Source organism: Neobacillus sp. BP17 (assembly GCF_059579525.1).
Window position 1 is genome coordinate 275,815 of record NZ_CM184198.1, and the last position, 16,908, is coordinate 292,722.

The following is a 16,908-nucleotide window of genomic DNA, read 5'->3' on the forward strand; positions in this document are numbered from 1 at the left end:
CTGCCGTTTGAAAAACTTATTAAGGAACATGCACTAGAAAAAATATAAATCATATATAGGTGATATCCCGTTTGAGGAGGATATTATGAAACCTATGTTACCTAGTGAAAAATATTTCGGTAATTTAGAACTAGTTTATGCATTTTATGGGGCTATGCCTACAGGTGTTACTGTTTCAGAAACCGGTCGTATTTTCATTTGCTTTCCGAAATGGGGAGACGATGTTAAATTTACGGTGGGGGAAATTGTTGAGGATAAATTGCAGCCTTATCCTAATTTACAAACCAATTTGGTTAATCCCGAGAATATCACAATGACTTTCATCAGTGTCCAAAGTGTAGTTGCTGATGGAAGGGGAACGCTTTGGGTATTAGATACAGCGGCACCCAACTTTTCTGAACCTATTAAAGGGGGGGCAAAATTAGTCGCTGTTGATTTAGAAACCAATACAATAAGAAAAGTATATACCTTTACAGATGATGTTGTCTTGCCAACAACTTATCTGAATGATGTCCGTTTTGATTTTCGTGTTGGAAAAGCTGGTTATGCCTATATAACAGATTCTTCTTCAAGAGGACCAGGAGCTATTATTGTCGTAGATTTATCAAATGGAAAAGCGGTTAGACGGTTAAATGGGGCAAATTCAACTTCACCCGATCCCTATTTTATCCCAAAAGTAGAAGGAAAGGTGTTAATGAATCGAAATAAAGATGGCAGTACTTCTCCATTTAGACTGGCGTCTGACGGTATTGCGATTTCTCCTGATGGAAGCGTATTATTTTTTTGTCCACTAACCAGTCGTCATCTGTTCTCGATCACAACAGAAGCCCTTAGAGACAGAAATATACCGGACATGGATTTACCTTATCATGTGGAGTATTGGGGAGAAAAAGGTGCGTCTGATGGAATGATCACCGATGCAAAGGGAACTGTTTACGCTGGAGATTATGAAAACAACAGTATCCGTAAGATATTGGCAAATGGGATAATGGAAACTATCGCACATGATCCGAGAATTTTGTGGCCGGATACATTTTCAATTGGTCCAGATCAATATTTGTATGTCATTGTGAACCAATTACATCGACAGCCTAGATTTCATTATGGAAAAGACTTACGACAGAAACCATATAGTTTACTCCGTATCAAAATTGATGAATTTCCTGCCCCGACCTTTTCATAATAAAATCCAAACTGATCTGTTCGTTTGTATTTCTTCCCGGGGTTCTAATTTAATTTTCAAAAAGGCCCTCAGATTTGAATCGTCTGAGGGCTTATGGAATGTATTATTATGATTATCTTCAAAATAAAAGTTAATAGCTATAACAGCGGAAAAAGTAGGCGGGCCCCTTGCTGCATTAACCGCTGTGAAGGCGAGAGTTGCAATAAATCATCCATTCGCAATGGGACAGAATCACAAAGGTCTTGCTCAAACTGTTCTGTAAGATCTTTCGCCACATCCTTACTGTAAAAAAATTCACTCACTTCGTAATTCAAACGAAAACTTCTCATATCGTAGTTTGCTGCTCCCACTTCTGCTACTTCCCCATCGATAACCATCGTCTTCGCATGAAGCATTCCTTTGTTATATAAGTAGATTTGGACTCCTGCTTCCAATAACTCTCCATAATAAGTAAAGCTTGCACGTTCCACCATTTTTTGGTCCCCTTGATGGGGAACCAGCAATCTTACACGTACTCCACGTTGCACAGCCGTCTTAAGCCCCATAATAATATCCTGATCTGGTACAAAGTAGGGTGTGGTGATATCAACAGTCTTTGTGGCTTGTATTAACCCTATAAAGTAAGCTTGCCTAATAAAAGGTGTAGGAATACTTGGATTCCCTTCTACTGTCTGAACATAGGCTTGGTGCATTTTCTCATTTGCCGGAACTTTATTCGTCTTTGTTCGTTCAACCGTGCCCAGCTCTGTGCTCCATTCTGTCATCATGGTAAATGGTTTTAACTTGCTGGTTTTAGGAATGATTGAGGGTCCATCCTTTATTGTTTTCATTCCAGAATTCCCCTTAATGTATTCTGGTGAGGCAATCTTCCAATGGTTCTCGAAAACCATTTTCAAATCAGCTGAAGCTTCCCCAACAATTTTTACATGAGTGTCACGCCAGTGGCCTACATTTGGCTTTAATCCAGTATATTCTTCCCCAATATTAATCCCGCCGGTAAACGCTTCTTTGCCGTCGATTAGGGCAATCTTACAATGATCCCGGTTATTCAATGTTGAAAATATCCAAGGGGGACGTAAAGGAAAAATAGTCCGGCATTCTATTCCAGCATCCATCATCCGAAAAACCTGATTTTTGGATAATTTCCTGCTCCCCCAACCGTCTCTTATAAACCGGATATGTACACCTTCCAATGACCGTTCAATCAGTAAGTCCGTCATGTACCTTCCGATTTCGTCGTCTCTATAGATGTAATATTCAAGGTCAATCGTTTTTTGGGCGTTCTGTATAGATTCCATAAGTTTTTCATAAGTATTCATCCCATTTATAAGTACTTGTACTTGACCTGACTTTACTCCATTCCCGGTTAAATGTTTCAATGCTTTCGCTATTTGCTGAGCTGAGCTGCCAAAAGAATCAGGAAGCATGTCTGATTCAGAAGAAATAATCGCTGGCTTTTTACTTCGATTCATACGTATCGGATTTGATGTAATAAGATAGAGCCCAAAACCAATCACAGGGAAGATAAAACTAATGGTTATCCAATTTAATGCCACTGCTGGTCGCCTTACCTCGCGGACCGCCATAATGATCATAAAAATAGTATTTAATAAATAGAGTCCAAAAATCCATACCAATATAAAAGCCCCCTCCTTTCTCTTTTAAAATGTACAAATGGTAACTCGTTTATAAGTTTCTTTAAAATTTAGTTCCATAGGTTTAAAGGGGCAATTTTTTCTTGTTCATTTTTTCAGATATTTACGTCACTTTTTTGGATTGTTGACCAGTATGAAAGCGTTTAATATTTGGAGTGTAGAGAAATGGAAGCGTTTAAAAAGGGAACGGGGGAGATTAAGCAATGAAAAAAAGAAGGTTATTATCAGTAGCGTTAGTCGCAGCTTTAGGGGTATCAGGGATATTAGCTGGTTGTTCTTCAGAGGGCAAATCAGACAAGACAGCGGGCAAAGCTGAAAGTAAAGAGCTTGTAGTGTATTCACCGAATCCGATTGAATTTAATGAGCCGCTTGTAAAAGAGTTCGAAGATGAGACGGGAATTAAGGTTGAAGTGATATCAGCAGGAGCAGGAGAGCTTCTTAAACGTATTGAATCGGAAGGTGAAAATCCATTAGGTGATGTGATGTGGGGCGGATCCCTATCCTCGCTTGAACCATTTACCGACCATTTTGAAAAGTATCAATCCCAAAATGAGGACAAGGTAATAGAGGATTTTAAAAATGAAGATGGCTATATTACAAGATTTTCTTTAGTCCCAAGTGTCATTATGGTTAATAAAAATCTTGTCGGTGACATGAAAATTGATGGATATGAAGACCTTTTAGATAAGCAATTAAAAGGAAAGATTGCTTTCGCAGATCCAGCGAAATCCTCTTCCTCATTTGAACAGGTTATCAACCAATTATATGCCATGGGAAAAGGCGATCCTGAAAAGGGCTGGAATTATGTTACCAAACTCATTGGCAATTTAGATCAGAAATTATTAAGTGGATCCTCCGCAGTTTATAAAGGTGTGGCAGACGGAGAATATTCTGTTGGACTCACATTTGAAGAGCCAGTTGTGAATTACATGAATGATGGAGCACCTGTAGACATTGTCTACCCTAAAGAAGGAACCATTGTAAAACCGGATGGAGTTGTAATTATTAAAGGTGCCAAGAATCTTGAGAATGCTAAAAAATTCATTGATTTCATTACCAACGAGGAATCGCAAACATTGGTGGCCAACGAATTAAACCGTCGTCCGATTTTATCTACAGTAAAAATCAAGGATGACAATGGAATGAAGCCTTTAAAAGACATCGAGTTAATTGAGGATGACCAAGAATGGTCCAATAAAAACAAAGAAGCCATTCTCGATCAATTTAAAGACATCTTTACAAGTAACTAAACCATGAAAGTAAAGAGTATGAGTTGAATTTGACTCATACTCTTTTAAAAATTACGGGTAAATATGAGAGGATCACAAGGAGGAGACAGATCGTGAGTACAACGATTAAGTTTGAACAGGTACGAAAAGATTATGGAAAAAACACCGTTATTTCTAATCTTAATTTAGTAATTAAACCGGGGGAATTATTTACATTATTAGGACCTTCAGGGTGCGGAAAAACAACGTTGCTTCGGATGATTGCCGGGTTCCACAGTATTGATGGTGGCTCTATTTCTTTCGATGAACTATCTATTAATGATATTCCGGCCCATAAACGTAATATCGGAATGGTTTTTCAAAACTATGCGATTTTTCCTCATATGACGGTATACAACAATGTAAAATATGGTCTTAAGAATAGAAAAATCAGCAAGGAAGAAATGATTAATCGTCTGGATGATATTATTGAGACTGTAAAGATTACAGAATACAAAGACCGTCTTCCGAACCGATTGTCAGGAGGACAGCAGCAACGTGTCGCCTTGGCTAGAGCGATTGTTATTCATCCTAAAGTGCTCCTAATGGACGAACCGTTATCAAATCTAGATGCAAAATTAAGAATTGATATGCGACGGGCCATTAGTGAAATTCAAAAGTCTATTGATATCACTACTGTTTATGTTACACATGACCAAGAAGAGGCACTGGCGATATCAGATCGGATTGCGGTAATGAAGGACGGATTTATCCAACAAGTCGGCTATCCTGATACCATTTATTTAAGGCCATTTAATACGTTTGTTGCTACTTTCATCGGGCATTCGAATCTATTCCAGGGTGCGATTGAAAAGGAGAATGGAGTGACGTACGTTCGTGTTACAAAGGATTACCGCGTTGCCATTGATACTCTCATAAATGAGGTTCAAGATAAGCAAAATGTAATGATTGCGATTCGCCCAGAAGAATTTGCGCTATCTGAGAAACAAGAGGGCATACGTGCAAACGTAAAGCACCGCAACTTTCTTGGAAAATATATAAATTATGAGCTTATTCTCGAAGATGGTCAGAGCATTGAATTTACTCAAGATACGAATCTAAGGAACCGCTTCCTTGAGGTAGGCGGGATGGTTTATCTAGAGGCAATTACTGAAAAAATCAACGTTTATACCGCAGATGGTGAGAAAAGCCTCATTTCGGGAGTGACCCGATATGTTGAATAAACTAAAGAAACAACTCGACTTTTGGAACCTAACGACCATTACCTTAATTGTATTCTTTGCGGTATTTTTAATTTACCCATTAGGAGCTTTACTATTAGGAAGCTTTCAAGGCAATGATGGGTCTTTTACTTTGGAGCATTTCCAAACCTTCTTCGAAAAAAAATATTACTATCAATCGTTGATGCATAGTTTTGCTGTTACGATCTGTGTGACAATTTTGGCAATTGCTATAGGAGTGCCACTTGCTTATTTAATGTCTACCTTGAAAATTCGCGGAAAAGGGATTATTGAAATCTTTATTATTATTTCGGTCCTTTCACCACCCTTTATTGGGGCTTATTCATGGATCCTGTTACTAGGCAGAAGCGGAGTTGTGTCGAAATTCTTCATGGAGCATTTTGATATTACCGTGCCGAGTATTTATGGATTTGGCGGTATTTTGTTAGTGTTTACCTTGAAATTATTTCCTTATATTTATTTGTATGTTTCTGGTGCATTAAAAAAGATGGATTCCTCACTAATGGAAGCGGCGGAAAGTTTAGGCGTGACCGGGATTAAGAAAATGACCACACTCGTCTTACCTCTTGTGCTGCCTACAGTATTAGCAGGAGCAATGCTCGTATTTATGAACTCACTGGCGGATTTTGGTACACCAATGTTAATTGGTGAAGGCTATTCAACCATGCCTGTTCTCATCTACTCTGAGTTTATTAGCGAGGTAGGCGGGAATGCCCATTTTGCTGCGGCCCTATCTACTATTATGATTCTAATCACCACGATTATTTTTATTGCGCAGAAATATGTGGTTAATAAGAAATCCTATGAAATGAGTTCTCTTAGACCAATCCAGCCTGTTAAGGCAACGGGAATAAAAAACTTTTTTGCTCATTTATTCATTTATGTTATTGTAGGATTAGCGATTATTCCTCAAGTAACGGTGATCTACACCTCCTTCTTAAAGACTAGAGGTGCCATGTTCATTGAAGGATTTACACTAGATAGTTACAAAAGAGTGCTCGAACGGATGGGTGATTCCATTTTAAATACGTATGTATATGGTATTATCGCTTTAGTAATTATTATTATTTTGGGGATGCTGATTTCCTATGCGTCTGTAAGAAGAAAGAATTTCTTTACTTCGTTCATTGACACGATTGCCATGTTTCCTTATATCGTGCCAGGCTCGGTGTTGGGGATTACCTTATTGCTCGCCTTTAATAAATCACCGCTTTTATTAAGTGGAACGGCAAGTATTTTAATTATATCGTTTATCATTCGTCGACTTCCATATACAATGCGGTCTAGTGCTGCGATTATTTACCAGCTCAGCCCTAGTATGGAAGAGGCCTCGATTAGTCTGGGATATTCACCAATGAGAACATTTATTAATGTGACAGCACGATTAATGATGCCTGGTGTTTTAGCCGGGGCACTACTAAGTTGGATTACCGTAATAAATGAGTTGAGTTCCTCAATTATCTTGTTTACGGGGAATACCAGGACGATGTCTGTAGCCATTTATTCGGAAGTCATCAGAGCCAGCTACGGAACGGCAGCTGCACTATCGACAATTTTAACGGTCACAACCGTGGTCTCGTTGCTAATTTTCTTCCGGATGACAGGCTCAAAAGAAGTAAGCTTATAACTTGATATGGAAAAGGCAACTCTACGGAAAGGGGTTGTCTTTTTCTGCATTAGATACTATTTCTCTGTGAATAGGGGAGCATTTATGGAACAGACAATGAAGGTATCAAGTCTCTATCGAAAAGAGTTAAAGCGATCATTAATTGGGTTTGGTATTATTCCGGTAGCCATCATTTTGCTTCTTTTTTATAATCTATTTTTCGTGATCAGCTATCAAATTTTGAACGAGAATACGTACAATGAGGGGAAAAAAGTAGGCGATGAACTTCTGTTGAAGTTCTCGCAAATCTCGGCCCAGAGTGTGAAATTAGCGAAAGAGATAGATATCAATAAATTGGAGTTTAATAGCTCCTATCGGCAAGAAATGTATGGAAAATTGTACAATGCCGTTAATGAACAAAAACTAAACAGCTTGTTCTCTGTAATTGATGCAGAGGGAGATGTGATCGCAACAAACTGGATTGAGGAACAAGACGATACCCATAAGAATGCAATTTGGTATTTGAATAAACGCTTGAAAAAAGGAAATCCATCTGGAAGCTTAATGTATCCCAATCGTCAGCTGTTAAAAAACGACCGCGTCTTTTATAATATTGCAAATGCCATTTATGATGAGCAAGGGCAGGTAACGGGATATATTATTTTTAATTTATTGGAGAATAAATTTAGGCAGCAAATGAACAATGTTCATTACACAGATATCGTGATTAGTGATCAGTTTGAAAACAGTATTTTAACCTCGAATGAGATGCTGTTAACGCAGGCTGGGAAATTGAGGGCTGTGGATGAGCACAGTTATATTACCAAGCAAATCAAGATCCTGAATGAAACCATTGAAGTCCATGCAATTTTGTATATAGGCTTATTAACAAAGATTTATAAAATTGGCTTGGTTACATTAATCAGTATGTTTTTACTGATTACCATCGGAACTATCTTTTTTGCAAACCACTCAACAAGAAAAAAGATGCAATCGATTGATCAGTTATTAAAAATTATCACAAGGGCCAAAAGAGGTCATTTTAATCAGAAAGTGAAGTTTGAAAAAGAGGATGAATTTCAAGTTATTGGAGAGTATGTTCAACAGCTTCTTCAGGATATTGTACGATTAATGAAGGAAAATAATGAGTCGATTAAAAGAAGTGCTCAAGCAGAGCTGAAACAATTAGAAACTCAAATTGATCCCCATTTTTTATTTAACACATTAGAGAATATTAGATATATAACGAAAACCGATCCTGTTAAGGCAGAACGTTTGATCGTGATTTTATCAAATTTATTACGGTATAGTATTAACAATGGGATGCAATTCAACCGAATTGAAGCGGATATAAATTATTTAAGAGATTATTTAACCCTGCAGCAAATTCGGTTTGGCGATGCTTTAGACTATAGCATTAGTGTTCAAGAAGGGACAGAAAGATATCTTCTTCCTAAGCTTATTATCCAGCCGCTTGTAGAAAATTCCATTAAATATGGTTTTCAGTCAAAAGCGGACTTAAAGATTGACATTGTCATTAAGAGCAACAAAAAGGCGATGTACGTAATTATTCGTGATAATGGAGAAGGAATTGAAAAAGAAAGATTAAAAGAGTTGAAAGATTCGCTCCTAGTGGAAGAAAACGAAACCAATCATATCGGTATCCATAATGTAAATCGTCGGATTCAATTGTTATATGGCAAGCGTTATAGCTTACGGATCTTTAGTGAAGAGGGGATTGGAACCCTTGTTATAGTAAGGCTGCCAATCATAAAGGAGGGAAGTTAGGGTGATCAAGGCTATTATCGTAGAGGACGAACAAATTATCCGTAAAGGGATGATGTATACGATTGACTGGAAAGCAATGCAGACAGAAATTATCGGCGAAGCAGCCAATGGTCAAGAAGGTCTGAAGAAAATAATCGAGTTACAACCGGATATTGTGATTACGGATATCAAAATGCCAATATTGAACGGTATCGAAATGGTTCAGGAGGCTTCTCGTTTTCATGATTTTGAAACCGTCATACTCACTAGTTTTAGTGATTTTGAGTATACAAAGAAGTGTATCCAATTAAAGGTTTTTGACTATCTACTTAAACCCATTGATGAAGAGATCTTAAGAACAATGATGGAATCCTTGGTGAAGAAAATAAAAGAGAAAAAGAAGCAAGAACTTCTCCAGAATAAAATCGGTATTTCTTCGATGGAGTTACTTTTTCCGGAAAATGAAAACTTGCAATCCTATAACGCCTATACACAGAAAGTAATCGAAAGTCTTCAGTCACGTTATGCCGAAAAGATTAATCTTGATGATTTAGCAAAGGAACTGTGTGTGAGTTCCAGTTATTTAAGCCGAGTGTTCAAAAAGGATACCAACCGGACCTTCCACCATTTCCTTAATCAACAAAGAATTCAAGCCTCGATTCCATTATTGCTATCCAAAAAATATATGATGTATGAAATAGCCGAAAAAGTAGGCTTTAGTGACTACAAACAATACAATTCGGTATTTAATAAATACATGGGCTGTGCCCCGACTGAATTCATTCAGGGGGTTCAGTCGGTGCCTGTCACCCCTCGTGAGGTGAAGGAGTAACCATGACACAAAAACGCAAAATAACCTATGAATAATATATTTATCAACTTATGAAGAAAGGTAGTAGATAAATAAATGGTGTCGAAACGACAAAAAGACATCGTGTTGTCTTTAATGAAGGAGAAAGAACCTGTTACAGCCGAATGGATAGCAAAAGAGCTCGGTGTGAGTGATAGAACCATTCGTACCGAGATCAAGGAACTTCAGTCACAATCCACTTCGCTAGGAATCATGATTGAATCGGTTCGAGGAAAAGGTTACCTATTAGATATAAAGGATTATGAAGTGTTTGAGCAGGAGTTTATTTCTAATGCGAATGATGCAATAAATGAAAGCCAATCTGATTTTTCCGAACAGGAAAATCGGGTTTTGTATATATTAAAACGATTTTTATTAGAAAAGGGACCTATAAAATTAGAAAGTCTTGAAGAAGAGCTATTCGTTTCCAAGCCAAAGCTTCAAAATGACTTAAAAATCGTCCGTGAATTATTGGAAAGTTATCATCTAAAGTTAGTTACAAGACCGCATCATGGTTCGCAGGCAGAAGGCGATGAATATATGAAGCGGCTATGTTTTTCAAATTATATTTTACGGCGAAATAGCAACTTAAACATTGACAGTCATTCCTTTCAACTTTTGGATCAAAATCTGTTTGAAAAGATAAAGGAAACGATTATAAAAAAAGTGAATGAATATAAAATTGAGGTATCTGACATTGCACTCGAAAATTTGGCAACCCATATCACAATTGGATGCAATAGAATTGAAAAAGGATTTGTCATTGAAAACCTTGAACAAGATTTAATAGGAAAATATCCATTTGAAAAAATAGTGGCAAATGAAATTGTCAAAGAGGTAGAGGATTTTACGGGTTTGGAATTTCCCAAATCTGAGATTGACTATATTATTGTCCATTTGTTGGGGACAAAATTAATTCATAAGAATACGTTGAATGAATTTAGTAAATTTGATGAACTAGGCACCATCATTCAATGCATGTTGGAAAGATTGAAAACTGAATTAAATTGGAATTTCCAAGAAGATTCCGAATTCATTCAAGCACTGACTTTACACATTCGGCCAGCAATGAACAGGTTACGCTATAACATGAACATTCGGAATCCATTATTAGAGGAAATTAAACGAAAATATCCTAGTGCCTTTGAGGGGGCAGCCATTGCGAGCAGATGCATCGACGATTATTTGGAGAGAGAGGTAGGAGAACACGAAATTGCATATATTGCCTTACATATAGGGGTAGCATTAGAAAGAATGAAGACAAGGCAGAAAAAAGCAAAACGGGTACTCGTGGTATGTGCGTCTGGTGTGGGCAGTGCAAGGCTTTTGTTTTATCGCTTACGAAATGAATTCAATGATGAACTCGATATTGTGGCTACAACCAATTATTATCAATTAAAAGAATACGATCTATCGTCTATTGATTTTATTATTAGTACGATCCCTGTAAAAGAAGAGATAGGCGTTCCAGTACTAGTCGTTAATACCTTTTTAGGGGAAGGAGATATTGCCAATATTCGGAAGGGAGTATCGTCTGGAAAAGAGTGTCAGAGCTATTTAGATAGATCCAAAGTGTTTATTCATAAAGACTTGAAGGATAAAGAAAGTGTTATCCGTTTTATGTGTGATGAATTATACAAACAAAAACTCGTCTCCAAAGATTATGTGAATTTGGTGTTGGAAAGGGAGGCGGTTGCTCCCACCAGCTTTGGGAATCTGGTGGCCATCCCTCATCCACTTACGCCGGAAACAGATGAAACATTTTGGACCGTGTGCACATTAAAGAGGCCAATCGAATGGACAGACAAACATAGGGTTCAATTTATTTGCTTGTTGAACATAAGAAAAGTACCTGAGAGTGATCTGGATAGTATGTATAAAAGGCTCATTGCTCTAGTTGAAAACAGTACAACGGTCCAAAAAGTTATTAAAAGTGAATCAGCTGAAGAAATTATAAAGATATTAAACGAATCTTAACTTATGCCATAGGAAAGAACGAGGGTATTCCAAAAGGAATTCCCTTTTTTATATTGGGTCTAAAATTTACATGACAGTAACTTCATCATAATTTTTAGGCTGTGTTAAAGGAAAATGTTGATTTTGGCACCCTGTTGATTGGAGTGGAGGGCACGAAGACTCCTGCGGGAGTACGGGGCAGGGGAGACCCCGCAGAAGCGCAGCGACGAGGAGGCTCCCCGGCACGCCCGCGAACCGCTTGTGCCCGGAACGGAAATCAACAGACTAGTTACACAGCCAATTTTTATTATATTTCCGTTACCTAACGGAAAAAACCTTTCTGTAAAATTAAACGCTTTCAACGTAAACTATAAAACATAAAGAGGTTAAAACACTTTAGATTATTTTTCAAAATAACTTTTATGAATAATAGGAGGAATAAATCAATGAATATTTTATTATGTTGTGCAGCAGGAATGAGTACAAGTTTATTAGTAACCAAGATGGAAAAAGCAGCCCAAGAACAAGGGTTGGAAGGGAAAATCTGGGCAGTTGCAGCTAACTCAGTCAATCAACATATTGACAATGCGGATGTCCTTCTTTTAGGACCTCAAGTTAGATACCTTCTTTCAAATATGAAAAAGTTAGGTGAAGAAAAGGGCATACCAGTGGATGCCATCAATCCCATCCACTATGGTACATGTAACGGTGCAGAAGTTTTAAAAACAGCTATAAATCTAGCCAATAATAAATAATAAAGGGAGAAAAGAAAATGAGTAAATTCAACAGCTTTCTAGAAGAGAAAGTCATGCCAGTTGCAGGAAAAATTGGTGCGCAAAGACACTTATTGGCTCTTCGTGATGGTCTTATTGCGACCATGCCATTCATTGTCATTGGTTCATTTTTCTTGATCGTGGCTAATTTACCGATTCCAGGTTATGCTGATTGGATGACTTCTATTTTTGGCCCAACATGGGCTGCTAAATTAAGTTATCCAGTAGATGCAACTTTCAATATCATGTCACTTATTGCAGCGTTCGCCGTGGCTTACCGACTAGCAGAAGGCTATAAGCTTGACGCGATGAGTGCGGGTGCAATTTCAGTTGCTGCTTTCATGTTGACAACACCATTTAGTTTCTTATTTACTCCAACTGGAGCTGAAGAAGGAGTTTTGGTAACTGGTGCAATTTCAAAAGCTTTCTTGAGCAGTAAAGGTTTGTTTGTTGCGTTACTGTTTGCCATTATATCAACAGAAATTTATCGTTGGGTTGTCAAAAAAGATATTGTTATTAAAATGCCAGCGGGTGTACCGCCTAGTGTTGGTAAATCATTTGCAGCATTAATTCCAGGATTTTTTGTCCTTCTTGTGGTTTGGGTAATCCGTTTACTTGTTGAAATGACTCCTTATCAAAGTATCAACGGTTTAGTTACGACCCTTTTAGGTGACCCATTAAAGTTGGTAGGTCTTACTCTAGGTGGAACCATTGTTGCTGAATTATTCGTAACTTTATTATGGGCTACTGGATTACACGGTACAAACATTGTTAAAAGTGTAATGGAACCAATTTGGTTTGGTGCGATGGGTGACAATATGACGGCCTATCAAGCTGGCCAGCCTCTACCTCATATTGTTACACAACAATTCTGGGATAACTTTGTTCACATCGGTGGAACAGGTGTAACATTTGGTTTGGTTCTATCCATGGTTATGTTTGCTAAATCTCAACAAATGAAAAGTCTTGGTCGTTTGGCGCTTGCTCCAAGTATCTTTAACATTAACGAGCCATTAATATTTGGTATGCCAATCGTGTTAAACCCAATCATGATCATTCCATTCGTCCTTACTTCAATCGTTACTGTTATTGTCACCTTCCTAGGAATGGATATGGGATTAGTCGCAAAACCATCCGGTATTGCAGTGCCTTGGACCATGCCGCCAATTATCTCAGGATATCTTGCTTCTGGCGGACATATTTCAGGTGCTATCATGAACTTAGTTAACATTGCTATTTCTTTTGTCATTTATCTTCCATTCTTCAGAATATATGATAAAGCGAAAAAGAGAGAAGAAGATGCAATGAACAAAGGTGAAACAAAGGAAAGTATCGCCTAAGAAAAAAGACTGGGTATTAGTTCGGGGATCCAAAATTGACAGGAGAGGATATTGTTCCTCTCCTAGTAAATCATATGAAAGGCTGTTAATCATGAATAAAGAGGAACTTTACAATCATGCATTTCAACTAATCCTTCATTCAGGAAATGCAAAAAGCTTAGCAATGGAAGCGATGTATGCAGCTAAAGAGGGAAATTTCGATGAAGCGGAAGGAAAACTAACCGAAGCAGATTCTGCATTTAATGAAGCACATCATGTCCAAACTGATTTAATCCAAAAGGAAGCAGGCGGAGATGACTTTAATCTTCCTCTTATTATGATTCATGCACAAGATCATTTGATGAACTCATTGACTCTAAAAGATTTAGCGAGAGAAATCATTGAATTGCATAAACTTATCAAAAAGGCTTAAAACAAGATCATCTTTCAGGAGGGCATACAAAAGTTAAACATTGTTGGTAACTTTGCAAAAGGTATGTCATTTTTTAATTGCCCAATACTGGGCTTTTTTTATTAAAGATTATTTGGCTTACTCGTTCTTAGAAAGGAAATGAAATTAAATGAAAAAAACATTCCCAGAAAATTTTTTATGGGGTGGAGCTACTGCTGCAAACCAATATGAAGGTGGATACAATGAAGGCGGAAGAGGGCTTGCAACAAGTGACTTCATAACAAATGGTTCTGCAGACCGTCCAAGAAAAATTACAATCCAGTTAAATGATGGCACAAAAACAATGGTAAACCGACGACCTACCGGGGACCCGAAAGTAGATACGATACCAGAAGGTGCATCAGGCTATATTGATGAAAATGTTTATTATCCAAGCCATAAAGCGGTAGATTTTTACCACCATTACAAAGAAGATATTGCTCTTTTGGGAGAAATGGGGTTTAAGTGTTTCCGGCTATCTCTTAGTTGGTCCCGTATCTTCCCAAAAGGTGGAATTGAAGGGGAACAACCAAATGAGGAGGGGCTAAAATTTTACGAAGATATTTTTAAAGAATGCAAAAAATATAATATCGAACCATTAGTCACTCTTTATCATTTTGAAACTCCTGCTTATTTGGCTGAACATTTTAATGGATGGGGCGGACGTGAGACGATTGATTGTTTTTTAAGAATGTGTACAGAAGTTTTTACAAGGTATAAAGATTTAGTTAAGTACTGGATCACCATTAATGAAATTAATGTATTAAATGGTTATGCCTTTATGGGAACCAGGGAGGCTGCTGCGCAGGTACGTTATCAAGCAAAGCATCATATGTTTGTAGCGAGTGCACGTGCCAATAAGCTTTGTCACGAGATTATTCCGGATGCAAAGATTGGCTGTATGGTTGCATTAAGCTGCATTTACCCGAAAGATTGTAAGCCGGAAAATGTATTTGGAGCTTTGGATTATCGAAGAGGAGCTCTGATCTATTCCGATATCATGATGAGAGGGTATTACCCATCGTACGCTGGCCGTCTTTTTGAAGAAATGGGGGTAACTATAAAAAAGGAACCAGGGGATGATGAAATAATCAAGGCGCATCCTTCCGATTTTTTATCATTTAGTTATTACCGCAGCAGTGTATACCATACTGAAATTGTTCAGAATACCGATACAGGCGGACAAATGGGAGATGTAAATCCTTTCGTAGAAAAAACGGAGTGGGGTTGGGCGATTGACCCAATTGGGCTAAGATACACTTTATCTGAACTTTATGACCGATATCAAAAACCTCTCTTTATTGTTGAAAACGGAATGGGAACCATTGATAAAGCGGATGAGATTGGATATGTGGAGGATGATTATCGGATCCAATACTTCCGGGATCATATTGCAGAAATGAAAAAGGCGGTTACTTTAGACGGTGTTGACTTAATGGGCTATACACCATGGGGCTGCATTGATTTAGTTTCAGCAGGAACTGGAGAGATGAAAAAACGATATGGTTTTATTTATGTAGATATGGATGACGAAGGAAATGGAACATTAAAAAGAACAAAGAAAAAATCATTTGATTGGTATAAGAAAGTGATTGCAACTAACGGTGAAGACCTTAGTTTTTAGATTAATTAATATCAAGATTAACAAAACATAAAACAGGTGCTCAGCATCTGTTTTATGTTTTATTTACGCGCTTAAATCATCAAGATCCTGGCTTTAAAATTTAATGCGGTTGACTTTTCATGATACTATAATGAGTATATGAATTTGATATGTAATGAGGTTGAGAATCATGAGTACAATTTTAGATATTGCCAAGCTTGCGGGTGTGGCGAAGAGTACGGTTTCTCGGTTTTTGAATGGCGGCTCTGTTGGGGAAGCGACGAAGAAAAAAATTGAACAAGCGATAAAGGACACCGGGTATACGCCGAATCCATTTGCACAGAGCTTGAAAGCGAAGAAAACGAATATTATTGGCACGATTGTCCCGCGGCTTGATTCCTACGCTTCTTCGCAAACGTTAATTGGTATTGATGAGCAATTAAAACAGCTGAATTATCAAATGATGATTTCTAATACAAGTCAAAATCTAGAGCGAGAGATTGAAAGCATTTATAGCTTTGCCAATCAAAAGATGGCGGGAATTATTTTGCTTGCTACCGAAATCACGAGGCAGCATATCGAGGCATTTGAAACCGTTAAAGTTCCTGTTCTGCTAATAGGACAAGAGCATGAGGATTTTTATAGTCTAATTCATGATGATTTTTGTGCTGGTTATGAAATGGGGCGGTATGTTCTTGAAAAAGGATATCGGAAAATTGCATATCTAGGTGTAACGGAACGGGATATTTCAGTAGGGGTGAAGCGAAAACAAGGCTTTAAAAAGGCGGTTCAAGAAGTAGAGGATTGTGAAGTTCGATTCTATGAGACATTGTTCAAGATTCCAGCAGCGCAAGCTAGTGCAATGGAAATCATCCATGAATTCCAGCCTTCGATCATTGTTTGTGCGACCGATAATATTGCCCTTGGGGTGATGAAGGCTGCGTATTTAGAGGGGCTAACGATTCCTAAAGATATAGCATTAACGGGTTTTGGCGGATATGATGTGACAGAGATCATGCATCCAGGCTTAACGACAGCGAAGTTTTTTTATAAAGAAGCGGGGGAAACGGCTGCAAAACATATCGTAGAGTTAGTCAATGAACGCCCTGTCGAAAGAGTAACTATTTCTAAATTTGAAATTATTGAGCGGGAAAGCGTTGACAATTTCTTTAATCGTCCACTATAATAAAAACAGCGAAACCGGTTCCAATCAAGAGAACCTTTTCACTTGGTAACAATTGAATTCGGTTTCTCTTTTAATTATTTATTTTTTTT

At 37.8% G+C, this 16,908-nt stretch carries 13 protein-coding genes; 12 read left to right on the forward strand and 1 reads right to left on the reverse strand.

Going from position 1 to position 16,908, the window contains the following annotated elements; genetic code table 11:
* Nucleotides 1-85: 85 nt before the first annotated feature.
* A complete protein-coding gene (locus tag AC4QJR_RS01460) occupies nt 86-1,183 on the forward strand; it encodes an L-dopachrome tautomerase-related protein (RefSeq protein ID WP_496525037.1) in 1,098 nt (365 codons plus the stop codon).
* Between the two features lie 137 nt (nt 1,184-1,320).
* Here AC4QJR_RS01460 and AC4QJR_RS01465 read toward each other — a convergent pair whose 3' ends face one another.
* Nucleotides 1,321-2,820 (reverse strand): phospholipase D-like domain-containing protein, encoded by a 1,500-nt coding sequence (locus AC4QJR_RS01465; RefSeq protein WP_496525038.1) that lies wholly within the window; start codon nt 2,818-2,820, stop codon nt 1,321-1,323.
* A gap of 221 nt (nt 2,821-3,041) precedes the next feature.
* On the opposite strand from AC4QJR_RS01465, the gene AC4QJR_RS01470 reads away from it, so the two are divergent.
* The 11 genes from AC4QJR_RS01470 (at nt 3,042) to AC4QJR_RS01520 (ending at nt 16,819) form a co-directional block, all read left to right on the forward strand.
* Nucleotides 3,042-4,088 (forward strand): ABC transporter substrate-binding protein, encoded by a 1,047-nt coding sequence (locus AC4QJR_RS01470; RefSeq protein ID WP_496525039.1) that lies wholly within the window; start codon nt 3,042-3,044, stop codon nt 4,086-4,088.
* Nucleotides 4,089-4,180: 92 nt separating this feature from the next.
* On the forward strand, nt 4,181-5,290 hold the full coding sequence (locus AC4QJR_RS01475; protein WP_496525040.1) for an ABC transporter ATP-binding protein: 1,110 nt from the start codon (nt 4,181-4,183) through the stop codon (nt 5,288-5,290).
* Nucleotides 5,280-6,935, forward strand: a complete 1,656-nt coding sequence (locus AC4QJR_RS01480) for an ABC transporter permease (protein WP_496525041.1) — start codon at nt 5,280-5,282, stop codon at nt 6,933-6,935. The genes AC4QJR_RS01475 and AC4QJR_RS01480 overlap by 11 nt, the downstream gene beginning before the upstream one ends.
* Nucleotides 6,936-7,019: 84 nt before the next feature.
* Nucleotides 7,020-8,702 (forward strand): sensor histidine kinase, encoded by a 1,683-nt coding sequence (locus tag AC4QJR_RS01485; protein ID WP_496525042.1) that lies wholly within the window; start codon nt 7,020-7,022, stop codon nt 8,700-8,702.
* 1 nt (nt 8,703) lies between these two features.
* Nucleotides 8,704-9,513: a response regulator transcription factor gene (locus AC4QJR_RS01490; protein WP_496525043.1), complete on the forward strand. Its 810-nt coding sequence runs from the start codon at nt 8,704-8,706 to the stop codon at nt 9,511-9,513.
* A gap of 75 nt (nt 9,514-9,588) precedes the next feature.
* Nucleotides 9,589-11,508, forward strand: a complete 1,920-nt coding sequence (locus AC4QJR_RS01495; RefSeq protein ID WP_496525044.1) for a BglG family transcription antiterminator — start codon at nt 9,589-9,591, stop codon at nt 11,506-11,508.
* Between the two features lie 425 nt (nt 11,509-11,933).
* On the forward strand, nt 11,934-12,242 hold the full coding sequence (locus tag AC4QJR_RS01500) for a PTS sugar transporter subunit IIB (protein ID WP_026565245.1): 309 nt from the start codon (nt 11,934-11,936) through the stop codon (nt 12,240-12,242).
* A gap of 17 nt (nt 12,243-12,259) precedes the next feature.
* Nucleotides 12,260-13,600: a PTS cellobiose transporter subunit IIC gene (gene celB, locus AC4QJR_RS01505; RefSeq protein ID WP_098576682.1), complete on the forward strand. Its 1,341-nt coding sequence runs from the start codon at nt 12,260-12,262 to the stop codon at nt 13,598-13,600.
* Nucleotides 13,601-13,691: 91 nt separating this feature from the next.
* Nucleotides 13,692-14,012, forward strand: coding sequence for a PTS sugar transporter subunit IIA (locus tag AC4QJR_RS01510; RefSeq protein WP_098576683.1), 321 nt, complete (start codon nt 13,692-13,694; stop codon nt 14,010-14,012).
* Nucleotides 14,013-14,160: 148 nt separating this feature from the next.
* Nucleotides 14,161-15,654 carry a family 1 glycosylhydrolase gene (locus AC4QJR_RS01515; protein ID WP_496525045.1) on the forward strand — a complete coding sequence of 498 codons (1,494 nt, stop codon included), beginning with the start codon at nt 14,161-14,163 and terminating at the stop codon, nt 15,652-15,654.
* Nucleotides 15,655-15,823: 169 nt separating this feature from the next.
* Complete coding sequence (locus AC4QJR_RS01520; protein ID WP_496525046.1) at nt 15,824-16,819, forward strand: LacI family DNA-binding transcriptional regulator; 996 nt, start codon at nt 15,824-15,826, stop codon at nt 16,817-16,819.
* Nucleotides 16,820-16,908 lie beyond the last annotated feature (89 nt).